Annotated in this window: 25 protein-coding genes and 1 tRNA gene; 18 read left to right on the top strand and 8 right to left on the bottom strand. The window is 59.5% G+C overall.

Features of this window, described 5'->3' with window-relative positions; all coding sequences use genetic code 11:
- Positions 1-67: 67 nt before the first annotated feature.
- From dapA to JZZ72_RS13970, 6 genes are all read left to right on the top strand, one after another.
- The gene (gene dapA, locus JZZ72_RS13995; RefSeq protein ID WP_043864222.1) at positions 68-946 is read left to right on the top strand and encodes a 4-hydroxy-tetrahydrodipicolinate synthase; all 879 of its coding nucleotides are present in this window, start codon (positions 68-70) and stop codon (positions 944-946) included.
- Positions 947-963: 17 nt separating this feature from the next.
- On the top strand, positions 964-2079 hold the full coding sequence (gene bamC, locus JZZ72_RS13990) for an outer membrane protein assembly factor BamC (RefSeq protein WP_043864221.1): 1116 nt from the start codon (positions 964-966) through the stop codon (positions 2077-2079).
- Positions 2080-2838, top strand: coding sequence for an MBL fold metallo-hydrolase (locus JZZ72_RS13985; RefSeq protein ID WP_210014611.1), 759 nt, complete (start codon positions 2080-2082; stop codon positions 2836-2838).
- A 30-nt stretch (positions 2839-2868) separates the two neighbouring features.
- Positions 2869-3579, top strand: coding sequence for a phosphoribosylaminoimidazolesuccinocarboxamide synthase (gene purC / locus JZZ72_RS13980; protein ID WP_010223163.1), 711 nt, complete (start codon positions 2869-2871; stop codon positions 3577-3579).
- 92 nt (positions 3580-3671) lie between these two features.
- Positions 3672-3761: transfer RNA gene (locus tag JZZ72_RS13975), tRNA-Ser, on the top strand.
- Positions 3762-4008: 247 nt separating this feature from the next.
- Complete coding sequence (locus JZZ72_RS13970; RefSeq protein WP_210014610.1) at positions 4009-4554, top strand: YfbU family protein; 546 nt, start codon at positions 4009-4011, stop codon at positions 4552-4554.
- 33 nt (positions 4555-4587) lie between these two features.
- Here JZZ72_RS13970 and JZZ72_RS13965 read toward each other — a convergent pair whose 3' ends face one another.
- The 8 genes from JZZ72_RS13965 to JZZ72_RS13930 form a co-directional block, all read right to left on the bottom strand.
- Positions 4588-5820, bottom strand: a complete 1233-nt coding sequence (locus tag JZZ72_RS13965) for an Arm DNA-binding domain-containing protein (RefSeq protein ID WP_210014609.1) — start codon at positions 5818-5820, stop codon at positions 4588-4590.
- Positions 5817-6071, bottom strand: coding sequence for a hypothetical protein (locus tag JZZ72_RS13960; RefSeq protein WP_210014608.1), 255 nt, complete (start codon positions 6069-6071; stop codon positions 5817-5819). Before JZZ72_RS13960 ends, JZZ72_RS13965 begins: the two co-directional genes overlap by 4 nt.
- A gap of 435 nt (positions 6072-6506) precedes the next feature.
- Positions 6507-6650 (bottom strand): hypothetical protein, encoded by a 144-nt coding sequence (locus JZZ72_RS13955; RefSeq protein WP_210014607.1) that lies wholly within the window; start codon positions 6648-6650, stop codon positions 6507-6509.
- Complete coding sequence (locus JZZ72_RS13950; RefSeq protein ID WP_210014606.1) at positions 6647-8320, bottom strand: DNA cytosine methyltransferase; 1674 nt, start codon at positions 8318-8320, stop codon at positions 6647-6649. The genes JZZ72_RS13955 and JZZ72_RS13950 overlap by 4 nt, the downstream gene beginning before the upstream one ends.
- A complete protein-coding gene (locus tag JZZ72_RS13945; protein ID WP_210014605.1) occupies positions 8313-8819 on the bottom strand; it encodes a hypothetical protein in 507 nt (168 codons plus the stop codon). The genes JZZ72_RS13950 and JZZ72_RS13945 overlap by 8 nt, the downstream gene beginning before the upstream one ends.
- An 87-nt stretch (positions 8820-8906) precedes the next feature.
- Positions 8907-9146, bottom strand: a complete 240-nt coding sequence (locus tag JZZ72_RS13940) for a pyocin activator PrtN family protein (RefSeq protein ID WP_210014604.1) — start codon at positions 9144-9146, stop codon at positions 8907-8909.
- Complete coding sequence (locus tag JZZ72_RS13935; RefSeq protein ID WP_210014603.1) at positions 9131-9649, bottom strand: hypothetical protein; 519 nt, start codon at positions 9647-9649, stop codon at positions 9131-9133. The genes JZZ72_RS13940 and JZZ72_RS13935 overlap by 16 nt, the downstream gene beginning before the upstream one ends.
- A 306-nt stretch (positions 9650-9955) precedes the next feature.
- Positions 9956-10744, bottom strand: coding sequence for a helix-turn-helix domain-containing protein (locus JZZ72_RS13930; RefSeq protein ID WP_328825158.1), 789 nt, complete (start codon positions 10742-10744; stop codon positions 9956-9958).
- Positions 10745-10770: 26 nt separating this feature from the next.
- On the opposite strand from JZZ72_RS13930, the gene JZZ72_RS13925 reads away from it, so the two are divergent.
- From JZZ72_RS13925 to JZZ72_RS13870, 12 genes are all read left to right on the top strand, one after another.
- The gene (locus tag JZZ72_RS13925) at positions 10771-10980 is read left to right on the top strand and encodes a Cro/CI family transcriptional regulator (protein WP_210014602.1); all 210 of its coding nucleotides are present in this window, start codon (positions 10771-10773) and stop codon (positions 10978-10980) included.
- A gap of 225 nt (positions 10981-11205) precedes the next feature.
- Positions 11206-11694, top strand: coding sequence for a phage regulatory CII family protein (locus tag JZZ72_RS13920; protein WP_043863292.1), 489 nt, complete (start codon positions 11206-11208; stop codon positions 11692-11694).
- The gene (locus tag JZZ72_RS13915; protein WP_104571813.1) at positions 11687-11890 is read left to right on the top strand and encodes a TraR/DksA C4-type zinc finger protein; all 204 of its coding nucleotides are present in this window, start codon (positions 11687-11689) and stop codon (positions 11888-11890) included. Before JZZ72_RS13920 ends, JZZ72_RS13915 begins: the two co-directional genes overlap by 8 nt.
- Entirely contained in the window at positions 11887-14412 is a 2526-nt protein-coding gene (locus JZZ72_RS13910; protein ID WP_210014601.1) for a bifunctional DNA primase/polymerase, read from the top strand. Before JZZ72_RS13915 ends, JZZ72_RS13910 begins: the two co-directional genes overlap by 4 nt.
- Positions 14413-14668: 256 nt before the next feature.
- Positions 14669-15043 carry a hypothetical protein gene (locus tag JZZ72_RS13905; protein ID WP_210014600.1) on the top strand — a complete coding sequence of 125 codons (375 nt, stop codon included), beginning with the start codon at positions 14669-14671 and terminating at the stop codon, positions 15041-15043.
- Positions 15044-15053: 10 nt separating this feature from the next.
- Positions 15054-15512, top strand: coding sequence for a hypothetical protein (locus JZZ72_RS13900; protein WP_210014599.1), 459 nt, complete (start codon positions 15054-15056; stop codon positions 15510-15512).
- A gap of 205 nt (positions 15513-15717) precedes the next feature.
- Positions 15718-16065, top strand: a complete 348-nt coding sequence (locus JZZ72_RS13895) for a phage holin family protein (protein ID WP_043863295.1) — start codon at positions 15718-15720, stop codon at positions 16063-16065.
- Entirely contained in the window at positions 16049-16417 is a 369-nt protein-coding gene (locus tag JZZ72_RS13890; protein ID WP_210014598.1) for an HNH endonuclease, read from the top strand. The genes JZZ72_RS13895 and JZZ72_RS13890 overlap by 17 nt, the downstream gene beginning before the upstream one ends.
- A 147-nt stretch (positions 16418-16564) precedes the next feature.
- Positions 16565-17098 carry a phage terminase small subunit P27 family gene (locus JZZ72_RS13885; protein ID WP_210014597.1) on the top strand — a complete coding sequence of 178 codons (534 nt, stop codon included), beginning with the start codon at positions 16565-16567 and terminating at the stop codon, positions 17096-17098.
- The gene (locus tag JZZ72_RS13880) at positions 17061-18893 is read left to right on the top strand and encodes a terminase large subunit (protein WP_210014596.1); all 1833 of its coding nucleotides are present in this window, start codon (positions 17061-17063) and stop codon (positions 18891-18893) included. The genes JZZ72_RS13885 and JZZ72_RS13880 overlap by 38 nt, the downstream gene beginning before the upstream one ends.
- Positions 18890-19066, top strand: coding sequence for a hypothetical protein (locus tag JZZ72_RS13875; RefSeq protein WP_210014595.1), 177 nt, complete (start codon positions 18890-18892; stop codon positions 19064-19066). Before JZZ72_RS13880 ends, JZZ72_RS13875 begins: the two co-directional genes overlap by 4 nt.
- Before the next feature lie 2 nt (positions 19067-19068).
- Complete coding sequence (locus JZZ72_RS13870) at positions 19069-20340, top strand: phage portal protein (protein ID WP_210014594.1); 1272 nt, start codon at positions 19069-19071, stop codon at positions 20338-20340.
- The last annotated feature ends 9 nt before the right edge of the window (positions 20341-20349 follow it).

The raw sequence follows: 20349 nt of genomic DNA, 5'->3' as shown, positions 1-20349 counted from the left end.
CTTCGCTTGTGCAAGCCCTGTGGCGCCAGTACCATTACCGCTCTCTTTTTCCGGCAGGAGCAGCTTCATGATTGCGGGCAGTATGGTGGCATTGGTCACACCCATGGATGCACAAGGGCGTCTTGACTGGGACAGCCTCAGCAAACTCGTGGACTTCCACCTGGAAAACGGCACCCACGCCATCGTTGCGGTCGGTACCACCGGCGAATCGGCGACCCTGGATGTCAATGAGCACATCGAAGTCATCAAGGCCGTGGTCAAGCAGGTCAACGGCCGTATTCCGGTGATCGCCGGTACGGGTGCCAACTCCACCAGCGAAGCGGTGCACCTGACCCGCAATGCCAAGGACGCCGGTGCCGACGCCTGCCTGCTGGTGGTGCCTTACTACAACAAGCCGACCCAGGAAGGCCTGTACCAGCACTTCAAGCACATTGCCGAAGCCGTCGACATCCCGCAGATCCTCTACAACGTGCCCGGCCGTACCGCCTGTGACATGCAGGCCGAGACCGTGATCCGTCTCTCGAGCGTGCCGAACATCATCGGCATCAAGGAAGCCACCGGCGACCTCAAGCGTGCCAAGGCTATCCTGGATGGCGTGAGCAAGGATTTCATCGTGCTGTCCGGCGATGATCCGACCGCCGTCGAACTGATCCTGCTGGGCGGTAAAGGCAACATCTCGGTGACCGCCAACGTCGCCCCGCGCGAAATGGCCGACCTGTGCAACGCCGCACTCGAAGGCAAGGCCGACGAGGCCCGCGCCATCAACGAAAAACTGATGCCCCTGCACAAGGACCTGTTCGTCGAAGCCAACCCGATTCCGGTGAAGTGGGCTTTGGTCGAAATGGGCCTGATGCACAAGGGCATCCGCCTGCCGCTGACCTGGCTGAGCGAATCCTGTCACGATACGGTACGCCAGGCCATGCGCCAGTGCGGCCTGAAGTTTTAATTGAGGACGTACACCGCATGAAGCGATTGGCTGGTCTTTCCGCCCTTGCCTTGATCATCTCCAGCACCAGTGGTTGTGGCTGGCTCTGGGGCGAAGAGGGTTACTTCCGTGACCGGGGCAGCGATTATCTGGAGGCCACTCAAAAGCCGCCGATGCAGCTGCCGCCGGATGTCAGCAACGTCAAGCGTCTTGACCCGCTGCTGCCGATTCCGCGCAACGTCGCCGACGACAACGTCAAGGGCGAGTTCGAAGTGCCGCGTCCACAGCCGTTGGCGGCAGGTGCCGACATCAGCGATTTCAGCCTGCAGAAGAGCGGCGCTTCGCGTTGGGTCCTGGCCCAGCGCGCCCCGGCCGAGGTGTGGCCGGTGGCCCACCAGTTCTTCGAGGACAACGGCTTCCGCATCGCCGAAGAGCGCCCGCAGACCGGCGAGTTCAGCACCACCTGGCAGCGTTTCGACGAGTTGTCGGCGTCCATGGCCCAGCGCCTGGGCGGTGTTGCAGGCAGCAGCAACAATGAAATCCGTGCCCGGGTTCGCATCGAGCCGGGCGTACAGCGCAATACCAGTGAAGTCTATGTGGTGACCGTCGAGCGTGCTGCCGGCAGCACCGCCGAACAGGACTTCCCGGCACGCGCCGAGAACACCGGTGTGGACGCTGCACTGGTCGACGAAATGCTTGCCAGCATGACCCGCAGCGCCGAGAAGGGCGGTTCGGTATCGCTGCTGGCGGCCCGTGACTTCGATACCCCGAGCCGTGTCAGCCTGAGCGAAGACGGTAGCGGCAACCCGGTACTGAACCTGGGCGCCGACCTCGATCGCGCCTGGTCCAGCGTCGGCCGTGCCCTGGAACAGGGCGAATGGCGGGTTGAGGACATCAACCGCAGCCTGGGCCTGTACTACATCAACCTTGCCGAAAAAGCCGAGGCCAAGGACCAGGAGCCTGGTTTCTTCAGCCGCCTGTTCGGCAGCGCGCCGAGCAAGGAAGAGCGTGAAGCCCGCGCCGAGCGCTATCAGGTACGCCTGAGCAAGGTGGGTGACAGCGTGCAGGTGACGGTCGAGAAGAACATCAACACCGTGGCCCCGGCCGATGTGGCCCGTCGCGTGCTGAGCGTCATCCAGGACAACCTGGGTTAAGTGCGCTTCGCCGTACTCGGAAGTGGCAGCCAGGGAAATGGCACGCTGATTGTCAGTGGCAGTACCTGCGTACTGGTCGATTGCGGGTTCTCCCTGCGCGAAACCGAGCGGCGTCTGGCGCTGCTCGGCGTGTCGGCGGCGCAGTTGAGCGCGGTGCTGGTGACCCACGAGCATGCCGACCACGTGCATGGGGTGGGTTTGCTGGCGCGGCGCTACAATGTGCCGGTGTACCTCAGTCGTGGCACCTTGCGCGGGATGCGCAAGCCCGTGGAGCCCAGCGGCTTCCTGGCAGCTGGCGATACCCTGCGGCTGGGTGCATTGAGCATTGCCGCCGTTGGCGTCAGCCACGATGCGCTGGAGCCTTTGCAGTATGTGTTCAGCGATGGCCGCCGCCGGTTTGGCGTGCTGACCGACCTGGGCTCGTACGACGCGGCCCTGCTCGACAGCTATCAGGGCCTGGATGCCTTGCTGATCGAAGCCAACCATTGTCGCGACATGCTGGGCCGCGGGCATTACCCGATGTTCCTCAAGCAGCGCGTGGGTGGCGACTACGGACATTTGAACAACCACCAGGCCGCGCGCCTGGTGTCGGAGTTGGGCTGGCAGAACCTGCAGCACCTGGTGCTGGCCCACCTCAGCAGCAAGAACAACCTGCCACAGCTGGCCCGCCAATGTTTCGTCGACGCCCTCGGGTGTGACCCGGACTGGCTGCAAGTGGCGAATCAGGATTACGGGCTCGACTGGCGCGAAATCGCCTAGCCCATTTCAATTTAGCAAGCGGAGCCCATCATGGAAAAACGTGAAGAACTCTACCGCGGCAAAGCCAAGTCGGTGTACAAGACCGACGACGCCGACCGCTTGATCCTGCTGTTTCGCAACGACACCTCGGCGTTCGACGGCAAGCGTATCGAACAGCTCGACCGCAAGGGCATGGTGAACAACAAGTTCAACGCCTTCATCATGCAGAAGCTTGAAGAAGCCGGCATTCCAACCCAGTTCGACAAGCTGCTGGGCGACAACGAATGCCTGGTCAAGAAGCTCGACATGATTCCGGTCGAGTGCGTGGTGCGCAACTACGCAGCCGGCAGCCTGGTCAAGCGCCTGGGCGTGGAGGAGGGCATCAAGCTGGAGCCGTCGACGTTCGAGCTGTTCCTCAAGAACGACGAGAAAGGCGACCCGTTCATCAACGAATCCCACGTGGTTGCGTTCGGCTGGGGCACCGCCGAGCAGCTGGTGAAAATGAAGGCGCTGTCGTTGAAGGTCAACGAAGTGCTGAGCAAGCTGTTCGACGACGCTGGTCTGCTGCTGGTGGACTTCAAGCTCGAGTTCGGCGTGTTCCATGGCGAGATCGTGCTGGGTGACGAGTTCAGCCCGGATGGTTGCCGCCTGTGGGACAAGGAAACCCGCAAGAAGATGGACAAGGACCGCTTCCGTCAGGGTCTGGGCGACGTGATCGAAGCCTACGAAGAAGTTGCCAAGCGTCTGGGCGTGCCGCTGTAAGCGCGTGACTGACGCAAGCGCCTGATACCACGCGAATTTTTTTCACAAGAAGCTTTGCGTTTGGGAAAACTGCTGGTATCATGCGCGCCACTGGAGAGATGCCGGAGTGGCCGAACGGGACGGATTCGAAATCCGTTGTACTGGCAACAGTACCTAGGGTTCAAATCCCTATCTCTCCGCCATATGCGAAGTAGTCGAAACCCCCGAAAACGTTGAAGTTTTCGGGGGTTTCGTCGTTTAGGGGCGGAACATTAGGGCAGATTTAGGGCAGATTTCATGGCTCAGAGGCCGGATTCGGCCGCAATGGGCCGAAGGTCTTAGGGCTGAAAGGCTGCTTCCGCTTTCTTGTTGGGTGGCTCTTTGGCACCATTCACTAGTACCCGTGTGTCCTGGTACGGAAAACTGCCATTGAACGTTAGGAGCAAGGAAATGCAGCCGACGGCTACCGAAAGACTCATCGTGGAAATGCTATGCGAGGTCTACAAAAAGCTTGAAATCACCGACAGCTACGATCCTGACATCGTCGCTCGAGCGATGGGGTCGCAGGATTACTGGGTTCTCGACTGGAAGTACGATGTTCGCGATGGCGATAGCGAGACGCCTCCACATGTCACGGCGGTAGTAGATACGCTGGATATGTATCAGTTCCTTCAGGAGGCATACGAGGCGTTTGATGATGAGCAGCGTCAGTCGGTCGAGGCGGTTGGGATAGGACGCACTCTCGAATTTCCGGGGTACGATGGGAACAATGAGACCGACTATTTACGAGCTGCCCGCTACCTGGTTCGCGACCTTGATCGGTTCACCAGATTGCAGGGATCGGCTGACACCAATTCGCATGCGCCGCTTGCGCCGATGTATGCCCGCATGGTTGAAGTGTTCCTGCCGATTCGGAGGAACGTGGTTGGTCGCAGGATGACTGTCGAGGAAGTTGTTGAAGTGCTGAATGCAGCCATACATCCAGATAATCGCTGAACCTGGGGCGGTGCAGGCCCATTGGGCCTGCTATTACTCAAACCCCATCATCTTCGACACGACGTCCGCCATGCTTTTAGTGTCTTTTGAGATCCAGCGGCCGTAGTGCTTCCGCACCATGGTCGTGTCGCTGTGACCGAGTTGACGGGCGACCCATTCAATTGGGACGTAGCTTGACAGTGCTTGGCTCGCGAACGTGTGGCGTGCCTGGTTGGCGCCTCGATGGCGAATGCCTGCTTTCTCAAGGTGGGCGGTGAACCAGTTGCTGACAGTCTTGCCGTTCCACAGTAGGCCACTGGTAGAGCTGCGGAACAAGAAGCGAACCCGCTCCTGCTTCTTCGTGATGTTGTCTCGCTGCACAACCGTGATGGGCGTGGGTTCGGCATCCTCGGCTTCGGCCACGATCATGGTCAGCAGCTCCAGGGCTGGCGCGATCAGCTCAACTGTTCGAATGCGCGTGCGCTCCTTCGGTACCTTGAATTCCCCGGCGACCAGGGCGCGGCGGATTGTCAGCGTGCCGGCCACTAGGTCGACGTCTTCTACCCCGGCCGCGATCAATTCGGACAGGGCCAGCCCGGCCCAACAGTTGAAGACTATCATCCGACTGTCTGCCATTCGCTCGGGGTCGGCGGCGGCCATCCGATCAATCTCGCTCCGGGTGAATGGGTCGGCGAACTCGCTGTCGCTGTCAGACTGGATGTTCTCGATGCGCTCCAGGGGGTTGAACTTGATGATCTCATCGCTGAACGCATCCCCCCATACCCCCCTTATAATTGTGAAGACGTCGTTTACAGTTTTCGGTTTGAGGCCATTGGTAAGAAGTTCAGCTTGGAACAATTCAAGCTCACTCTTGGGGATGGTTGCGATAGTTCTTCCGGTGAACTTTCTTTTGACGTGTTCAGACTTGCTTTTATAGTTGATGAACGTGCTGTGTGCTTTTTTCACCTTGGCAACTTCAAGCCACAGGGCTATCCCTTCGTCTACAGTCCTTTTGGCAGGCTCGTTCGGAAGTTCTTGTCTGGCTTTGAGCCAAGTAGAGTCGGGAAAGTGGGCTGCATAGTCAAAGCGGTTTTCCTTAATCTCCGCTAGTATCGTTCTGCGTTTGTTGTCCGCATAGGCAATGGCGGCTTTGTTGATCTTGGCTACGTTACGCAGAGGCTCACGGCGGCGCTCGCCTTCGTACATGAAGGCGATCCGTAAGAGGTTGCCATTGATATCGACGCCCGTTGGTAGGGCGTTGATACCTGCTGGGAGCTTCGCGCTCATGGCCGGCCTGCCATCCATTTTTCGATTTCAACACGGTTGTAGACAATGACGTTGGCAGGATCAGTGCGCCACTGTTTCTCTTCTAGCCAGATTCCACGGTCGCGATATTTGCGTACAGCCTCAGTGCTCAAACCGAAAACCGGGAACAACAGCTCTTTCCGAATCCATACAGCGGGAGTGATAAGAAGTTGAACCGCCTCGGCGGGCAGCCTATTTACTTCGTGGATAGGTTTAACTTGTAGCTTTGCCATTTTATATTCTCCGACTTACCGACGTGGTTGCAGGCACTGGATCTGCTGGAGTTTCTTTGCAGCCACATTGGCCATGTAGGATTGCCACTCGACGTTCTTCCGCTGCTGCCGGATCCTGCTGCAGTTGGCATGGTTGCGAGTCGAGCGCGCTTTGCCACAGATGTCGCACATCACCGGCAGGTCAAGGCTATGTGTGGCCATGCGTGGCCTAGTGCTCGGGTTGCAGGTCGATGTATAGGTCACAAGGAGTATCTCTCATGGGCTCTGCGGGTGATCGGGCTCAGGGCTAGATGCTCGTAACCGATGATGTTGTTAACAGTCGATAACGTGCTAGTGCCTGGCCGGGTGGTGGTGGGGGCCTGGTGCAGTTGTATCAGCGCGACGATCAGTGCGCCGGCCAAGACCCAACTGATGAGCCGCCAGATGCGTGCGGGATTAGCCATGGCACAGCCCTACCCATCCGCCTAAGGCCCACCACAATTCTTGTGCAGCCATGAAGCCGAGTCCGGCGCAAAAGCCAAAGGCTACAACCATCATCGGGGCTGCCTGGGCCACGATGAACTTGGGTTTACTGGTCATGCTGCCTCCTGTTGAGACACGCTGAGTCCAACTGCAATCGGCCGGACCCAGATCGGCATGCTGCTGAGCATGAAGGTTTCACCCTGGGCGGCGAGGAGCAGGGTGGTGCCCATTACATCGGCTATGGCCTCGGCCGCGCCTGGTGGTACCGCATTGCCAATCCGCTCACGCCACGCCTGGTCACTGAGGCCGTCCAGTTCGAACTGCTCCTCTGGCTCAACCAGGCTTTGAATGGCTGCCAGCTCAAGAGTGGTGAACGGTCGGTGCCAGGTGCCGTCGAGGCTGGTGATGATGCAGGTCAGGCGATCATTGGCGGCAGGCACCCGTGGGTCGGCGACACTCCAGCGGCCGTTGTCCTGGCGAGCGCTCGCCGACACAGCCCCGGCCTGGCCATTCCAGTCGACCACACCGTAATGCCCGCCATGCAGGTACGCGTCTCCTTTCACTCGGCGCATACCAGGTCGTGGGTCTTGCACCGCGAACGCACCTTGCCCTGTGGTGCTGCCAGCAATCACCGTGCCGGCAGCGTTGTCGTACGGCGTAACCAGGTACTTGCCGAAGCCGCCGCCTGCGCGCCTAGGGTCGGCTACGCTGAACGTGCCTTGCCCGGGCGACTTCACACCAATCACCGCACCGCTGGTATCGCCCCAGCGCCGTACACCGTATTGCTGGTACTGCAGGGCGCCGGGCTTCGAACGCGGGTCTGCGATCGAGAACGCGCCGTTGGTGGGGCTGGACCGGCCGGCGACTGTCCCGATCGATTTATCCCACTGGTTAACGCCCAGGTAACCTGAATAGGCTTCGGGCACGATGATGAGGTCGCGCAGGTACCCGTCCTCGATCTCCAGGTCATTGAGGCTACGCCAGTCCTTGCCGGCTTCGACTAGGGCAAGGCGCACCCAGGTCTTCCATTGCAGCGCCGGCACTCGATGCATCGGCCCGGCAGCTTCGACATCGCCGGCCAGCGGCATGCGCCCGAGAATGTCGCCCACGGCACGCAGGCTTTTGTGTTCAGGCTCGTACAGGAAGGGCGGTACCTTCTCGACATGGCGGGCGACCAGCAGGAAGCGCTTGCGGCTCTGTGCCAGCCCACCGATCACGCCGCAATCGTGGGTGGTCTCGGCCACGGCATAACCAAAGCTGGAAAGCAGGCTGTTGATCTGGTCGAGCAGGTGCCGACCTCGTGATGCCAGGCGCGGCACGTTCTCGAACACCAGCAGCGGTACCGGATCGTCGGCCCATGCCTCGCCGAACAGCCAGATGCAGCGTAGCGTCAGCTCGTTCAGTGCCTGGTACTTCGGTGTCAGGCTCATCTTCTCCGACAGCAGGCCGCTGGCCCCCTTGCACGGCGAGCTGATGAACACGGCATCGGGCCGCTGGCCACCTGCAGCACGGCGGATGTCTTCCGGCGTGGCTTCTCGCCAACCTAGTGGCGGCTCCTTCCCATGAAAGCGGGTGTACTGATCGCGAGTGAATAGGTCCAGCATGGTGCCCTTTGCGCCGCTCAGTCGTTCGAAGTCCGCCAGCCCGGCCGGGTCCACGTCGACGCCGCCAATGCATTGCCACTCGGCCTGCAGGTTGCCCACGATGGGCTTGGACTTGTTGAAGCCCTTGGCTCCGCCGCCCAGGCCACAGCACAGGTGGAAGTGCTTCAGTACGTGCTTACGCATGAGTGCATTCCTTTGCTGTTGTAGTTGCTGGCGGTGCTTTCCTAAGCTCCGAATGGATGCGGCTGGCCAGCCCCAGCAGGCCTTGGCATTCGGCGTATGCGCGTGAACACCACGGCTCGGTGCCTTGCAGCTTTTGCCAGGTGTTGCGGGCAAGGCGCAGGGTTTCAGCAGCGTTTTTAAGGTGCTCGTAGTCGGCCTTCGTCACGGCGAGCCCTGTGTACGACATGATCCTGGCTTCAAGTTCTTCGATGTGGGCCAGCCGCTGACTCGTTGCCAGCAGGTGCGCCCGCTGTTCTGTCAGGCGTTCCTGGGCGATGGCATCAATGTCCGCGTTCAGGACGGCGATCTGCCTGGCATGGTCGGCTTCCCGCTGTGCGAGCCCCGCGGCTAAGCCGCTTTCTTTTGCTCGACGGCAAGCTGCGTTGAACAGGAATGGCAGTGCCACCAGCGTGAACAGCCAGAGAGTGGCCAGGGCAAGGATGATTTGCTGTGGTTGCATGTGCTGTGCTCCAAAGTGTGCCCGCCGCATGTGTAAGCCGTGGTGAGAGCGGCAGGGCGATTGCCCCTGTTGGCCGGGGCCGCCTTGTCATGCTGCTGACTGGGCTTGTGCGTCCAGATAAGCAGCGAGTTCATGCAGGTAGACCACGTGCTCGGCGCGTACAGAGCGGTGCAGCTTGCTCAGCTTGAGTGGGATACGGCCGGCGTTGATCAGGTTGCGCAGGTGCCGGTCCGTCTTGATGTGCGGGAAGTAGTGCTCCCGTACTGCGCTCAAAGTTGGGCATGGGGTGGTCCACTGGCGACGCAACTGAGCTAGCGTGTCGCACATGCGCGCTCTCCGGTCCCCTCGGGGTAACGTTGCAACTTGCGGCTGATCAGTTCGGCCAGGTGCTCTTTGCTGCTGCCCATGGCTGCTGCGCACACTTCACCCAGCCCGTTCGTGACCACTGCTCCGAAGGGATGCACGTCCGATATGGTGGGTGTGATGTACGCAACCTGGCCGGGCTGTAGCACCGTTTCTACGTGTTCGAGTGCTTGCATCAGGGCGATGGCCTGTTGAGTGCGTCCGGCCTCTGTGCGCCCGTTGGCTACGTCCTGAATGAAGTCGCGCAGGTGCAGATGGTTGGCCCGGTCGCCGCGTGGAAGGGTCAGTGAACCCGTCAGCCCCTGAAACGCTACCTTGATGTGTGCATGCTCATCGCTCAGCTCGACCGCAACATCGGCGTCAAATTGTGCTGTAGGACGAAAGAGAGGGCACGTCATGGTGCCGCCTGCCGCAAGTACCTGGTGCAACAGGTCTTGCTTGGGGAATGGGACTACGAAAGCGCTCATGCCGCATTACCCCCGAGCTGATCGGTGGCAGGGCTGACAGCCTGTGCATTGCCTTTCGGTGTGGTGATGATCAGTCGCCCGATGCGTTGCTGAATTGCGTTTACGGCCGAGCGACTGCTGCATGCGGTGGGGTGCAGGAATACTTGGCATTGGTCTGTGTGCTGTGCGTTTGGCATGTCTCGATCTCTGTGGTGAGAGGGCTAAGGCGAGACAAAATTAGTATCACTGATTTAAGAAGTCAACAGTATCACTAATAAATACTGATTGCCGGGCGTGAAAAAGCCCGCTGAAAGCGGGCTCTTGGTATCAAAGGTCGACAATTTTTCGGCGTGCTCGGCCACATATTGACCATTCTTCGTCCATTCGAATGATCCTTTCCGGCCAGTCTGGATTGGTTGCGTACAGGTAGAATTCGCCACCTTCACGGCGCAGTTGCTTTAGTGTCACCGCTTGGTCCCGCACTCGTTTAGCAACTACAAAGTCACCTGTTTCCCACTGCATGTCAGGGTCGATCACAACCTTTTCGCCAGGTTTGAAATCTGGCTCCATGCTGAACCCTTCAACCCGAAGAATGAATGAGCGCGGTCCTGCTGGGCCTCCGGCCTCGACCCATTCATCAGCATCACTTGCCTGAAAAGCAACAGCCTCGCAGAAGGCCCCAGCTTTTACGTATCCAACGACGGGTAACAATCGCCCAGCGGAGCCCATGTTCGTAGCGTTTTCAACGCTGCCAAGGCTTGGCTGGTTGGCGATGCCGAGCGTCTCAGCGAGGCGCGGGCTGACTTCGTGAGGAGCGAAGCTCAATGCCCTGCTGAGACTCATCAATGCAGCGATATTGAGTGGAATCTTCCCCGTCATGTATTGGCTGACCACGCTTTGGCTTGCCCAGCCACAGTCATGCGCCACCTTTTCTTGATTGAGGGACGGGTCGACCGACTTCCGGGCTTTGTAGATGGCCTTCAGGCGGGCTGCTTCTTCGGCGATGTAGGAGGGCTTAGTAGTCATGCCACTCACAATATTAGCGGCGCTTATCCCTATCAAAGAGTGATGCTTATATTTATCTTGCTCTGATAAAGAAGTAACACTAATATTCACACGTGAACCCGTCGAGGACGAAAGGGATGGAAGAAGAATTTGGAGTGCCTTTGCGCGAGTTCGCGAAGGATCGAAGCCAGCCGGAGTTGGCTGAATTGCTCGGTGTCACTCAGAGCGCGGTCTCTCAGATGCTCAGCTCTTCGCGTGATATCCGCGTCCGCAGCAATGACGCAGGAGGATTCTTCGCATTTGAGATCCGCCCAATAGGGAGTCGGCGTAAGCCGAAGCCCGAATAGGAAAGCTGAGCTGAGGCCTCTCACCACAAGATGATCCCCAGCTCAGCTATGACGGCGCATAGCGCCGCCGCAACCCGCCGTCCGGTCTTCTCACCACAAGACATACCGGACGACTCAATCAACGCACCGTGCCGCACAGCACGTTTAGCACAGCACATCGGTCGTGGTCGTAGGATAGGTCGTACCCAATCCTATGGCTACACCGTAAACAGGGGTTTTACGGTTATGAGTCGCACTGATCTGTTGCCGGGCGCTGGCCCGGTCCTTTCTTTGCGCCATGCGCTTTATCGCGCTGGGCGTGACTATTCAGGCGGTATCACCCGCCTGGCATTCGAAATGGTCGTCGAGAACGACGCCTTGCAAAAGAAGCTCAAGCATGACGAAGAGCGCCGTTGGCTGACTCCGGACGAGCTGGAAGATATGGTCCGGTTGACCGCCGACCCACGCCTGCTTGATGCCTTGGTCAGGCCGGCGGGTGCCGTCTGGTACCGCCCCATTCCCGTACCTGCCAGCCGTGAGGCACTGAAGGCTGTCGGCAAGCTGCTAGGTGAAGCGGGCGAGTTCGTTGCGAGCCTGCATAAAGGTGCCGCCGACAAGCACTGGGAGCTGCACGAAGTGCTGGACCTGGAAAAGCAGGGTGCCGATGTGATCCGCGAGGTGCTGGGCATCATGGCCGGTGCTCGTCAGGCGATGGAGGATCATATCGATGGCTGATGAAGCTGATATGGCCAATGACCAGGCCGACTACCTGCTGCAGCTCGCCCTTGGGCGCCGTACTCGCCTTTCGCAGCAGCCAAGCGCTCAGTTCTGCGCTGACTGCGATGAAGCCATTCCGTTACCACGCCAACTGGCGGTGTCCGGCTGTGAGACTTGCATCAGTTGCCAGGACCTGCGGGAGCGCCGCCGATGAGTGAGCGCAACGGAATGCCAATCGCCGCATGGGCGCGGCGCTATATCGAGACGTTTGGGCTTGCCCTGGTGCCGATTGAGCCTGGTGAGAAAACACCAAAAGGGATGGGTTGGAACAAGCCGGGCGGTTACTTCACTGACGCTGATAGCGCTGAGGCGTTCTGGCAGGCGAACCCTTCGCATAACCTTGGGGTCGTGTTGGGTCCAAGCAGGGTCTGCTCGCTGGATGTCGATGACGTCGAGTGGACCCGATTCGTGCTGGGTGCCCAGCTCGGCCTGGATCTGGACGCTCTCGCGGATGCCTACCCGACAGTAGTGGGAAACCCAGCCCGTTTAAGGTTGTTGTTCCGCGTGCCTGACGGGGTTGAACTGAGCCGACATTCGTTAACCTGGCCAAGCCAGAAAGACCCCGACGGATCGATCTTCAAGGCATTGATGGATCAGGCCAATGCAGCGAAAGAGGCGGGTGATGCAACTCGTGAAGGCGCTATGCGGTTGGCTGCGGAGCCATTCAAGAAGTTCACGGTGCTGGAGTTGCGTGCCGGTTTGGTGCAGGACGTTTTACCACCGTCAATTCATCCAGGTACGGGTAAGCCATACATCTGGATCAATCCGCCTAAGCCGGGCGGACTTCCTGAGTTGCCGCCTGAGCTGTTGGCAATCTGGCAGGGTTGGGAGGATTTCAAGCGTGGTGCCGAGCAGGTTTGCCCGTGGGTGAGTAAGCCGGCTCAGGTAAAGCCTGCGCCCGTTGAGCAGCGCCACCCTGCGGCGCGTAGTGGTCGCGAGCTGCCCAAGGTGATCCCCGAATTCAATCGGTTACATGACCTCGCTTCTCTGATCGAGGCGCACGGGTACAAGCGTCAGGGGAACAAATGGCTCTGCCCTCAAAGCAGCAGTGGGTTGCCTGGAGTAACAATCGTCGACGATAAGCTGTTCTCTCACCACAGCTCCGATCCGCTCAACAATGGCCATAAGAACGATGCGTTCGACGTGTTCTGCATTCTGAGCCATGGCGGCAACGTGTCTGCGGCGACAAAAGCAGCAGCCCAGATTGTTGGGCTATCTCGCCCGGTTCCGCCGGCGCAGGGCCTTCCCCGCGCCCCTACCGGTGAGCGTCCTGCGCAGCCAGTTGCAGCTGTGGAGGACGTACCAGCCGCTGAGCCAGATCCTCTTCCCTGCGCCCCTTCTCCTGAGTGGCCGGAAGAGCAGTTTGAGGCCGACTCACACCCACCTAAGGGCGCGGGGGGCTTCAAGATTCGGGAGCAGGAACTGCTCAAGGACTTTGTCGTTGTCTATGGCTCGGACGTGGCATGGGATTGCACCCGTGCACGGATGATCAAGCTCTCTGCCATTCGTGAGGCGGTCGGGCGCACGACTTACAAGTGGTGGCAGGAAAGTGAACATCGGCGTATGGCTCAGGACGTGGTATTTGACCCGACAGAAACATGCAGCCCGATGATGCTTAATCTGTTCGACGGCTTCCACGCAGACCGTGATGCGAGAGGCCAAGATGGCTGCAAGTTGATCTTGCAGCATCTGGGGTTGCTCTGTAACAACAGGGCCGATGAATACCGTTTCTTGCTCAAGTGGATCGCTTACCCATTGCAGCACCCTGGCGCCAAGATGGCTACAGCGGTAGTGATGTTTGGTGCAGAAGGCCCTGGTAAAAGTCTGCTATGGGAAAAGGTGGTAAGGGAGATCTACGGCACTTACGGCACGACAATTGGGCAGGCGCAGTTGGAAAGCCAGTTCACCGGCTGGCAAAGCCGCAAATTGTTTGCCTTGGCCGAGGAAGTTGTCAGCCGGGAGGAAATGCGTCATTACAAAGGTGTACTCAAGCACCTGGTTACCGGTGATACGCTTCAGATCAACGAGAAGAACATGCCGGTGCGAGAAGAGCGAAACCACCTCAACTTCGTGTTCCTGTCCAACTCAACGGTGCCGCTGGCCCTTGATGATGGTGATCGGCGTTATCTGGTGCTCTACGTGGACCGTGTACCACCCAAGGAGTATTTCGAGGCGTTAGTGGCAGAGATCGATAGCGGTGGCATTGCCGCGTTCTACGAATACCTCATGAGCCTTGATTTAACGGGCTTCAGCCCCCATACAAAGCCTCCGCTCAACGAGGAGAAGCAGGGCCTCATCGATGGGAGTCTGCCAGCGCCACGGTACTTTGTCCGTCGGTGGCTGGCCGGAGAGACTGAGTTTCCTGTTACTGCTGCTGTCACTCAGGACGATCTATGGCGGGCATTTTGCCGATGGTGTGACGGTGCAAACGAGTTCAAGCGAAGACAGAGGGATTTCACTCAGGAAGCGGTGAGGGACTTGAAGCAGTCACGCAACGACATCAGGTACCCTACGCAGAATGATGACTTCATCACGAAGCGCATCTATGTGACACCGACTTTTCTGGCTGAGAAGGGCGCTATGGGGCGAGAGTGGGCAAGTAAGGCCGGGCTGGAGTGCCGCAAGTTCTCCACCGTTTTTGATAGGCATTCGTTGCCTGCGGCGGGCGCCTTTTGATTCCGACAATCAGACAACATTCCGACAGCATTCCGACAGTACTTGCCCCAATGAAATCGGGCATTCCGACAATCCGACAGTAAAAATGAATGTTCCCATGTGCGCGTGCACGCGCTCTTACGCGTAAGGCTTTCTCTAAATACCTGTCTGATTGTCTGAATTAATCATTATGTTATTGATTTTAAAGGGTTTAGATATTCCGACAGTTTTCCGACAAAGTTCCGACATTATCCATAAGGCATAGGAAAGCAAAAAAATGGCTGTTTACACCGTAGAGAATGGACAACTGAAACGTGTTGCTGAGCAATTGGAGGAGTACTCCGGGCAGGAGTGGGGCGATACTTGGGATGGTGACGAATACTTGAGATCGATGGGGTTTCACCTCTGGGATGATGCAAAGGACGTCTATCGCCAGTACCAGCGGGGTGTGGAAACCTCCAGCGAACACCTGCCTGGGATCGTCTACATCTTCGATGTTCAGGCTCACGGGGACATAATTGATTACGTCCTGATTGGTGATCACTTGCCGGATTATTTGGCTCTGGTTGCCATGCTTGAACCTATGCGCACCCGCGATGCGGAGCTGCGAAAAGAAGTAGCAGCAGATCCGTTTGGGCGTGGCCGTAGCTGAGGAGCCAATTATGCTTGCTGACGTCGAGATGTTGATGCGTCACTGGGCGGAGCAGCGAGCCAGGCTCGGCCTGGCGTCAGGCTTGGGCAGCCAGATGGGCAGCATCATGGAATGGAAGGGCAACGCGCCTCGGGGCACACCTGGTACGCGGATCCTTATCGGCGGTGCCGGTCTGGATCACATTGCGGCAGAGGTCGACGCGGCCCTGGCCGAGCTGGATCGGCGGGATGCACGCGGCAAGGCACTCGCCCACCTTGCGCACTGCCGCTACCTGCACGCGCTGAGCATCCGTGAGCAGATGCAGGAAGTGGGATTGGCTGAGGGTGCTGAGCGTACCTACTTCAACTGGGTCAAGGCGCTGCACCTTCAGGTGATGCGTATCCTGCTGGTGCGGGCTGGTCCCGAACGCACCCATACCGTTCGTCGAGTTGGTATGCGCCCAACTGGTGCCAAAGTTGCGTCGAAGTAGCGTCGAAGCGAATGACCGAAAATTGCCTCTTTTCGGTCTTTCAGTCCGAGGGTAAAAAGTCACCACGATCTGCAAATTGCGCTTAGGCGCTCCCCCCAAGCACTGTGCTGTGCAAGCCCGCACCGAGCAATCGGCGCAACGAGAACCCTGCCATCCGGCGGGGTTTTCTTTTTCCGGCGCCGTGCTTTCTACCGATGAGGCCAGCATGACCAATGAGCAACAAGCGTTAATCGAAATGCCGCTATGGATGGTGATCGTACTGTCTCTGCTCGGTGGTGTATCAGGTGAGATGTGGAGGGCTGACAAGGCGGGCGCTCGTGGCTGGGGGTTGGTGCGGCGCATCGCGCTGCGCTCTGGTGCCTGCATCGTGTGTGGGCTCTCGACCAACATGCTGATGTATTCGATGGGGGTGTCGATCTGGGCGTCAGCGGCTGTCGGCTGTTTGACTGCAATGGCCGGTGCTGATGTTGCCATCGGGCTGTATGAACGCTGGGCCGCCAAGCGTTTGGGTGTATGCGATGTGAGCCCGACCAATAATGGCCAAGGTCAGTGATAGACGCGGCAGCAGCGCATCCCGTGGTTACGGCCACCGCTGGCGACAATCTCGGGATGCGTTCCTGGCGCTGAACCCGTTCTGCTCGATGTGCTCCACCGGTGTCCGCCCCGTGCCGGCGTCGGTGGTCGACCACAAGACCCCGCCCCGGTTGATGGATGCCAAGGAGTCAGGCGACCCGGACCGGATCAAGGCTGCATGGAAGTTGTTCTGGGATCAGCGCAACTGGCAGCCACTCTGCAAGCTTTGCCACGACTCGACCAAACAGCGGCTTGAACGAAGCGGCCGGCTGGCGGGTTGCACGGCAACCGGCATCCCCCTCGATCCCAACCACCACTGGAACCGCCGCTGATCTGGCGCGCCGGGCCATTTGCCCAAGCGTGCAGGGGTAGGGGGGGTGAAAAACATTTTTCCGACCCTCTTCTTGACCGCTTGCCCCCCTCTCTTCGCAAAGACGGGAAATATGGAGGAGGGGGGGTATCAGACTAGGAGGTAGTCCATGGCTGGAAATGGAAATTCCGGGCGCCCGCCGTTGCCGGCGTCCGTGCATGTGCTCAACGGCAACCGAAGCAAAAAGAACCTGGGCAGCTTGATCGATGCGGTGAAGGATCCGGTTGTTCCAGTGAATGCACCGCCGATGCCGGAGTTCCTGGCCGGTGAAGCGGTTGCTGAGTGGGAACGCCTGGTGCCGGCGCTGATTGCACTGGGCTGGGTGTCGAACCTGGACCTGATGGCGTTGGCGTCCTACTGCCAGGCTTACGCCGATTGGGTCCGGTTTCAGCAACTGATCGCCACGCGCAACAGCGAATCTCTCGATGGCCTGGGCGGCGAAGTCCAGACCTTCAAGACCGGTGCCCAGCAGACCCATGTGCTGCGGCAACTGGCCAACGATGCCGAGAAGCGTGCCAATGCGGCAGCGGCCCAGTTCGGTTTGTCGCCGTTGGCACGCCGCAACATGAGGGCGTCGGCGGCCCCGCAAGGTGAGTTATTCCCAAATGACCAACGAGACGCAGCTGCCCAGTACTTCAACTGACTGCCGAGTGAAGGCATTCGCCGATGCCGTCCTGGGCGGCAAGCTTGTCGCCGGGCCGAACGTCCGCAACGCCGCACGTCGGCACCTGCGCGATTTGGAAGAAGGTGGTGCCAGAGGGTTGATCTGGAACGCAGACGCCTCTGCCCGGGCCATTGGCTTTTTCGAAGACGTGTTGTGCTTGAACGGCGGTGACTATGAAGGTTTGCCGTTCATCCTGGCGCCGTGGCAGGCATTCGTCGTTGGGAGCCTGTTTGGCTGGTACAGCGATGATGGCTATCGCCGCTTCCGGATGGCCTATATCGAAACGGCAAAGGGCTCGGGCAAGTCGCCCTTGGTGGCGGGCATCGGCTTGTATGGCCTGGTGGCCGATGGTGAGCAGCGTGCCGAGGTGTACGCGGCAGCCACCAAAAAGGACCAGGCTCAGATCCTGTTCCGTGACGCGGTGAGCATGGTGAATATGTCCAGCCACCTTGCCGCTCGGCTGGTCCAGTCGGGCCGCGACGAAAAGGTCTGGAACCTGTTCTACCCGAACACCAACAGCTTCTTCCGACCGATCAGTTCGGACGAAGGCCAGTCGGGCCCGCGACCGCACATCGCGCTGATCGATGAGCTGCACGAACACAAGAACGCCAGCGCCGTGAACATGATGCGTGCCGGTACCAAGTTCCGGCGGCGAGCCTTGATCGCAATGATCACCAACAGCGGGTCAGACAAGAAGTCGACCTGCGGCCAGTACCATGACCACGGTGTGCGGGTGTGTGCAGGGCAAGAGGAAAACGAAGCGTTCTTCGCCTTCATCTGCTCGTTGGATGAGGGCGAAGACCCGTTCAAGGATGAGGCCTGTTGGCCAAAAGTGAACCCTTCGCTGGACTTCATCCTGGAGGGCCAGACAGACGGCATTCCGGGCCGCAAGTATTTGCGCGAGCAGGTGCAGGAAGCACGGGGCCTGCCCGCCAAGGAAGCGGTGGTGCGCCGCCTCAACTTCTGCGAATGGACGCAGGCCACGTCGCCCTGGTTGTCCTGGGAGATCTGGAGCCAGGCCGCTGACCGTGTGCGCATGAAGGTGTTGCGCGAGCGGGCTTGTGTGGGTGGGCTCGACCTGTCCAGTACCACCGACCTCACGGCTTTTGTCCTGATGTTCAGCCCGGTACCCCACGACCCGCACTGGCGATCCCTGTCGTACTTCTGGATCCCTGACGACGATCTGCTCGGCCGGGAGAAGCGCGACAAGGTGCCCTATGCGTTGTGGATCAAGGACAAGCACCTTGAGACCACGCCGGGGCGGGCCATCAGCAAACTGCATGTGCTACGACGCATGCGCACCATCTGCGACTTTTTCGACGTGCGCCGGATTGGCTATGACCGCTGGCGCATCGAAGACCTGTTGCAACTGATGAGTGAACACGACATTGCGCTGCCGGAGCTGATGCCGTTCGGTCAGGGCTTCAAGGACATGGGCCCGGCCGTGGACGAGTTCGAACGCCGATTGCTGGGCCGCAAGGTCGAGAGCGCGGACGTGATCGATCTTGGGCCCGAGGATTACGAGGTGCTGGAGGCGCCCGCCGAGGCCGAGGAGGTGGTGGAGACACTGCTGCACGACGACAACCCGGTCATGACCTGGTGCGCGGGCAACGCGGTGATCGTCTCGGACCCGGCCAACAACCGCAAGGTCGACAAATCCAAAGCCATCGGCCGCATCGACGGCATTGTTGCGGCGCTTATCGCGGTCGGCATCAGCAGTGCCATTGGTGCCGAGAGTGGCGAATCTATCTACGACAAAGGGGTCGGCATATGAAACTGGTGTACCTGTCCTGGCTCACCGGCCTATTGGGCTTTGCCCTGTTGGTAACCGGTGTGGCCCTGGTATCCCTGCCCGCTGGCTTGGTGGTTGCGGGGGGCGGTTTGCTTTTCTGGTCGTGGCTTGCTGACCGTGCCTCTGCGGTGCAGGCCACGGCCGGGGAGGGTTGAGCATGTTCTTTTCCAGCGTCCGTGCTTCTGGCGCGGGCACCCTCACCAACCCGGACAGCGGCTTTTGGCGCGGGTTGATCGGTCGTGGTCGTAGCTCGTCGGGCGCGCCAGTGACCCCGGAAAGTGCACTTGGCCTGCCCATCCTGCAGAACTGCCTGACCCTGTTGGCTGAGACGGTGGCCCAACTTCCGCTGGAGCTGTACCGGCGGCAGGACAAGGGCCAGCGTGAACCGGCGATCAACCATCCAGCGTATGACGTGCTGCGCTACGCGCCCAATGGCTTCCAGACGCCTTTCGAGTTTCGTGAGCGGCAACAAGGCGCCGCAGGGTTGCGTGGCAACTCGTTCAGCTTCATCGACCGACGGGACGACGGCAATATCAAAGCGCTGTGGGCGTTGCACAACGACCAGGTGCAGGTGCTCAAAGGCGCCGACATGTTGCCTTGCTACCGTATTGCCGGCGGTGATGTGATGCCAATGCGCATGGTTCACCACGTCCGCTGGTTCGGTACCAATCCCTACGTGGGGTTGTCGCCGATTGAGCTGCACGCGGATGCGGTCGGACTTGCGCAAGCCGTGCGCCAGTACACCGGCAAGAGCTTCGCCAACGGTGTCGCGGTGTCCGGTGTGATCGAGCGGCCTCGGGAAGCACCGGCCATCAAGGATCAGGGCAGCATCGACAAGATCGTCGATCAATGGGGCCAGAAGTTCGGCGGCATGGACAACGCCAAGAAGGTCGCGCTGCTGCAGGAGGGCATGACATTCAAGCCGGTATCCATGAGCAACGTCGATGCCGAGATTGTGGGCATCCTCAAGTTGACGGGTACCGACATTGCCCGGATCTACAAGATCCCCTTGCCGATGGTCAACGATCTGGAGAAGTCCAACTACAACACGCTTGAGCAACTGATGATCCAGTTCGTGATCTTCGCGTTGCTGCCGTGGGTCAAGCGGCATGAGCAGGCCATGATGCGCGACTTCCTGTTGCCATCGGATCGGCGTGAATACTTCATCGAGTTCAACCTTTCCGGGTTGCTGCGCGGTGACCAGAAAAGTCGGTATGAGGCCTACGCCATCGGGCGCCAGTGGGGCTGGTTGAGCGTCAACGATATTCGCCGGCTCGAGAACATGCCGCCCGTACCTGGTGGTGATATCTACCTGCAGCCGCTGAACATGGTCGATGCCGGCAAAACGCCGCCCGATCTCAACAATCCACAAGTGCGGGCGCAGCTGGAGCTGCAGCACGCCGAAATCGAAAGGATCCTGGCCCAATGAGTCGAACGT

Origin of the sequence: Pseudomonas palmensis (genome assembly GCF_017848315.1) — a bacterium.
GTDB classification, from domain to species: Bacteria; Pseudomonadota; Gammaproteobacteria; order Pseudomonadales; family Pseudomonadaceae; genus Aquipseudomonas; species Aquipseudomonas palmensis.
This window is presented reverse-complemented; position numbering and strand designations above follow the sequence as displayed.

Excerpts from the sequence above, each read along its gene's own strand:
- dapA (WP_043864222.1), top strand. The coding sequence starts at position 68 with ATGATTGCGGGCAGTATGGTGGCATTGGTCACACCCATGGATGCACAA.
- bamC (WP_043864221.1), top strand. The coding sequence starts at position 964 with ATGAAGCGATTGGCTGGTCTTTCCGCCCTTGCCTTGATCATCTCCAGC.
- purC (WP_010223163.1), top strand. The coding sequence starts at position 2,869 with ATGGAAAAACGTGAAGAACTCTACCGCGGCAAAGCCAAGTCGGTGTAC.
- JZZ72_RS13970 (WP_210014610.1), top strand. The coding sequence starts at position 4,009 with ATGCAGCCGACGGCTACCGAAAGACTCATCGTGGAAATGCTATGCGAG.
- JZZ72_RS13965 (WP_210014609.1), bottom strand. The coding sequence starts at position 5,820 with ATGAGCGCGAAGCTCCCAGCAGGTATCAACGCCCTACCAACGGGCGTC.
- JZZ72_RS13960 (WP_210014608.1), bottom strand. The coding sequence starts at position 6,071 with ATGGCAAAGCTACAAGTTAAACCTATCCACGAAGTAAATAGGCTGCCC.
- JZZ72_RS13955 (WP_210014607.1), bottom strand. The coding sequence starts at position 6,650 with ATGACCAGTAAACCCAAGTTCATCGTGGCCCAGGCAGCCCCGATGATG.
- JZZ72_RS13950 (WP_210014606.1), bottom strand. The coding sequence starts at position 8,320 with ATGCGTAAGCACGTACTGAAGCACTTCCACCTGTGCTGTGGCCTGGGC.
- JZZ72_RS13945 (WP_210014605.1), bottom strand. The coding sequence starts at position 8,819 with ATGCAACCACAGCAAATCATCCTTGCCCTGGCCACTCTCTGGCTGTTC.
- JZZ72_RS13940 (WP_210014604.1), bottom strand. The coding sequence starts at position 9,146 with ATGTGCGACACGCTAGCTCAGTTGCGTCGCCAGTGGACCACCCCATGC.
- JZZ72_RS13935 (WP_210014603.1), bottom strand. The coding sequence starts at position 9,649 with ATGAGCGCTTTCGTAGTCCCATTCCCCAAGCAAGACCTGTTGCACCAG.
- JZZ72_RS13925 (WP_210014602.1), top strand. The coding sequence starts at position 10,771 with ATGGAAGAAGAATTTGGAGTGCCTTTGCGCGAGTTCGCGAAGGATCGA.
- JZZ72_RS13920 (WP_043863292.1), top strand. The coding sequence starts at position 11,206 with ATGAGTCGCACTGATCTGTTGCCGGGCGCTGGCCCGGTCCTTTCTTTG.
- JZZ72_RS13915 (WP_104571813.1), top strand. The coding sequence starts at position 11,687 with ATGGCTGATGAAGCTGATATGGCCAATGACCAGGCCGACTACCTGCTG.
- JZZ72_RS13910 (WP_210014601.1), top strand. The coding sequence starts at position 11,887 with ATGAGTGAGCGCAACGGAATGCCAATCGCCGCATGGGCGCGGCGCTAT.
- JZZ72_RS13905 (WP_210014600.1), top strand. The coding sequence starts at position 14,669 with ATGGCTGTTTACACCGTAGAGAATGGACAACTGAAACGTGTTGCTGAG.
- JZZ72_RS13900 (WP_210014599.1), top strand. The coding sequence starts at position 15,054 with ATGCTTGCTGACGTCGAGATGTTGATGCGTCACTGGGCGGAGCAGCGA.
- JZZ72_RS13895 (WP_043863295.1), top strand. The coding sequence starts at position 15,718 with ATGACCAATGAGCAACAAGCGTTAATCGAAATGCCGCTATGGATGGTG.
- JZZ72_RS13890 (WP_210014598.1), top strand. The coding sequence starts at position 16,049 with ATGGCCAAGGTCAGTGATAGACGCGGCAGCAGCGCATCCCGTGGTTAC.
- JZZ72_RS13885 (WP_210014597.1), top strand. The coding sequence starts at position 16,565 with ATGGCTGGAAATGGAAATTCCGGGCGCCCGCCGTTGCCGGCGTCCGTG.
- JZZ72_RS13880 (WP_210014596.1), top strand. The coding sequence starts at position 17,061 with ATGACCAACGAGACGCAGCTGCCCAGTACTTCAACTGACTGCCGAGTG.
- JZZ72_RS13875 (WP_210014595.1), top strand. The coding sequence starts at position 18,890 with ATGAAACTGGTGTACCTGTCCTGGCTCACCGGCCTATTGGGCTTTGCC.
- JZZ72_RS13870 (WP_210014594.1), top strand. The coding sequence starts at position 19,069 with ATGTTCTTTTCCAGCGTCCGTGCTTCTGGCGCGGGCACCCTCACCAAC.